This is a genomic window from Microcystis sp. M53598_WE2 (assembly GCF_030067735.1).
Classification (GTDB): domain Bacteria; phylum Cyanobacteriota; class Cyanobacteriia; order Cyanobacteriales; family Microcystaceae; genus Microcystis; species Microcystis aeruginosa.
In genome coordinates this window covers 1-3,669 of record NZ_JASJFE010001089.1, presented here as the reverse complement: position 1 = coordinate 3,669, position 3,669 = coordinate 1, and the positions used below count along the sequence as shown (strand labels likewise).

3 protein-coding genes are annotated in these 3,669 nt (G+C 45.0%); all 3 read left to right on the top strand.

Translation table 11 applies throughout. From position 1 onward, the window contains the following. The coding region (locus tag PX636_RS22175; RefSeq protein ID WP_502882920.1) for a VMAP-C domain-containing protein at positions 1-510 on the top strand (510 nt) is incomplete at its 5' end. Between the two features lie 6 nt (positions 511-516). Continuing rightward, positions 517-1,476 carry an AAA family ATPase gene (locus PX636_RS22170; RefSeq protein ID WP_288118953.1) on the top strand — a complete coding sequence of 320 codons (960 nt, stop codon included), beginning with the start codon at positions 517-519 and terminating at the stop codon, positions 1,474-1,476. Further along, positions 1,473-3,669, top strand: a 2,197-nt coding sequence (locus tag PX636_RS22165) for an SAV_2336 N-terminal domain-related protein (RefSeq protein ID WP_288118951.1), incomplete at its 3' end; no start/stop codon positions are given. The genes PX636_RS22170 and PX636_RS22165, both read left to right, overlap by 4 nt.

Genomic DNA, 3,669 nt, shown 5'->3' with positions numbered 1-3,669 from the left:
AATTGCTTTGATAGCCTAACTCAACTTAAGAGAGTATATTTTGTTAATGTTCGCTCTCTTATGAGATTGGAGAATAGATATCGGAATCAACCAGCTTATCAACATTGGACAAGTAGATGGGAGAGATTAACAACAAATTCTATAGATACACAAACAGTTACTAACAGCGAATCCTATTTGTGCCAAGAAACAACTCTATGGAGCAATCTTTGCGCTTCAACTCAAGAGGATTTAGAGCAATTATTTAAAAGAAGCTTAAAATATGGCATACCTTTAGCCGTTGGGTCACGCTGTCATGCTCAGGAAGCAATTCACAGAACAGAAATTAATACACTCTTACAGGGTATTCAAATTAATCAATTGTCCACAAGAGTTCAAGAGGTGAGGCGACAATCACCAGATAATTTAGAAGATGAACCCGAACATCTAGGACATCATCTATTATGCTTTTTAGAAGACCCTAATCGGATGCCCCCCTTCCACTACTTAACATCTCAGCACCTAGGTTAACTAACTATGAGTTCATGGAAAATCTTTCAAGGCAATCATGAAAAACGCTCAAGGGATAAGATTCCCTGGCCAGAAATCCCACCCTGGCGAAGCTTCGCCACCAACAAATCCGAGGAGCGGGGAAAACAACTCATAGTTAACGATAAAACCATCGAAACCGTAAACGCAGCCATTCACCTACGCCGGCCTATTTTAGTCACAGGGAAACCGGGTACAGGGAAAACCTCCCTAGCCTACGCAATCGCCTACGAATTAGACTTAGGAGAAGTATTAGTCTGGCCAATTAATACCCGCACCACCCTACAAGAGGGATTATACTACTACGACGCGATCGCACGTTTGCAAGATTACCAATTAGAAGAAAAAAAAGACATAGGGCAGTATATCCGCTTGGGTCCCTTGGGGACAGCCCTCTGTCCGAGAAATTATCCCCGGGTACTGCTTATCGATGAGATAGATAAAAGTGACATCGACTTACCCAACGACCTCTTAAACCTTTTTGAAGAGGGAAAATTTGAAATCACCGAACTTTCCCGACTCGCTAAAGATACCGAAAACGAACCAATACCAGTACAAACCCATGACGGTCAATCGGAATCCATCCCCCAAGGTAAGGTAAGCTGCCAACAGTTCCCCATAGTGATTATGACGAGCAACGACGAGAGGGATTTTCCCCTACCCTTTAAACGTAGATGTCTGCTCTTAGAAATCCCCGAACCCAACCCAGAGGAACTAAAAAAGATAGTAAAAAGCCATTTTAATTATAAAGAAGCCAGTCCCGAAAGTAAAAAAATAGAAGACGCGATCGCAGAATATGTTAAAAAACGAGAAAAAGGGCAACTAGCAACAGACCAGCTTTTAAACGCCGTCTTTATGAGCATGGGCGAAAATAAACCCACGGGTGCAGAATTAAAGTCCCTTACCGACCTACTATTTACCTATCTCACCGACACAGGCAATACATGACCCAAACCCTTCCCACACCAGAACTGATTGATAAATTTATCACCTTTGTCAAGGGCAGGGGATGGGACCTAGACAGTTACCAGATAGCTGATAGTTTATGGTGGTATGTTCTCACCCAAGAAGAAGAAGGAAAACCCCAACCCCGTCCAGAGCCTAGGGAAGAAAAGAAAGAAACCCCGACCGCTAAAAACCCCTCCCAGGAGAGTAAAAACAAAACCCAAGAGTCACCAGCCCCATCCGATGAAGTTCCCTTAATACGGGAGACAGAGGCACAAAAACAGCCTGAGAAGATAGGCGCAGACACCCTACCCATTAGCCTCCCCAGTGCCAAATTCTGGCGAGAAACCCTAAAATTAGGGCGGGCAGTGCGTCCCCTCATCCAAAAGATAGACTCAGCCACCCAAAGACAAATAAACCTAAACAGCACCGTACAGAAATCGGCCGAGTATAGCATCGGCAAGAAAGATGGCGGTTTAGCCCTAATACCCGTTTACCAAGCCCAAAAAGTCCGTTCCCTAGAGGTAGTTTTACTGATTGAAGAATGGGCCTCCATGGTCTTTTGGAAAGAAATGGCCGGGGAAATCCGCGATTGGCTAGAACAAATCGGGGCCTTTCGGGATGTCAAACTCTACCGCATCGGATGGGACGAAGACAGGCAAAATTTAGCCATCCGTACCTACTCTAACGATACTTGCTCAATTCACCCAAAAGATCTCATCCATCCTCGCGGCGAAAGACTTATCCTCTTCTACAGTGATTGTACTTCCCCAGACTGGTATCAAGGACGCTATAACCAAGCTCTTCAGGACTGGGGAAAACACCAAATCGTCACCCTGCTTTCTCCCTTCCCGGAAGCAATGTGGGAAAGAACCGCCCTTAGTCGAGGTTGGTTCGTCTCCCTAGTCAACCAAACCCCCCGGAAACCTTCACAAAACTGGAGATTTACCTCTATCCCCCTGCTGCTACAAATTGAGAAGGAAGAGGAAAATCAACATATTCTCAGAGAAACAATCCAAAAAACCTACTTTCCCCTACCCACCATCTCCCTAACCCCTTCATCCTTAAAAGCTTGGGCGCTCGTTGTCAGTGGTGACAGCAACGCCACCTGTGCGGGGGTACTACTAGAAAAATCTCCCCAAAACAGAGAAATACCCGCAACTATTTCTCCGGAGATGTCTGGGAAGCAAGCTCTAGAACTATTCGCCAGTACCGCCTCACCTCTAGCTTGGGAGTTACTGAAAAAATTAGCCGCAGCCCCGGTAAATCTTCCCATCATCCGTCTTATCCAAAGCCAACTTTTAAGCGCCTCTAACCCCCTAAACATAGCAGAAGTCATCCTTAGCGGTTTTCTCAAAGTCTATCTAGGAGGGGAACCAGTGAAGTGGGACAAAGGAGGTAAATTTAACTTTCATACTCCCCCCAACAGCCTAGATTTTGAATTTGATGATGAAGTGAGAGAGCTTCTGCTCACTGAACTAGGGAATAGCCGCGCCTTAGAGGTAATTTTTGTCCTCTCGGAATACATCGCCCAAAAACTTAACCTGAGTACCACCACCTTTTTTGGTCTTATTCTTACCAATCCCCAAGTTCTCCTAGGCAAAGAAGCAGCTAATCTAGTTCGCGCCTTTGCCAAGGTATCTGCTAAGGTTTTCCAAAAGCTAGGGGAAGCAAAGTACCAAGAAATTAGCCAAAAGCTGCAATCTATGGTTGACTCACCTCCACCCCTACCGGTTGAGGAAAAGTGGCTGAGGAAATATAAAACCGTAACCATAGCTAAGGTAAAAGAGCTTACGCGAGGAGAGGAAATATTGTTTCAACTGCTCAAGCATAGACTTAAGGATTTCAGCGTAGAAGATGGGGAACTGTATCAGCGCCTTCGTTTAACCCCTGAGCAGCTTAAAATTTTGGCAAGCGAAGAAATAACCGTCGAGACAATGCCAGTCCAGTTTAGGGAAGTCTTGGATAACACAGAAGAAGAAATCATCACCGAGAAATTTAACCTAACCCTGTTTAAGTCTGAAACCGTTTTTGTGGATGAGAGGGGACAAATTACCGCTAAAGAACCCGTGAGAGCCTTCTACTTTGAAGAAAATCCCCCCAGCTTAAAAATGCTCTATATTCCTTCGGGGGAGTTTTGGATGGGAACCGAAGCGGAGGAAATAGCGCGGCTAGTGAAAAAATACCGTAGGGATT

What these genes read in the sequence shown, in the direction of transcription:
- PX636_RS22170 (WP_288118953.1), top strand. Translation starts at nt 517, where the DNA reads ATGAGTTCATGGAAAATCTTTCAAGGCAATCATGAAAAACGCTCAAGG.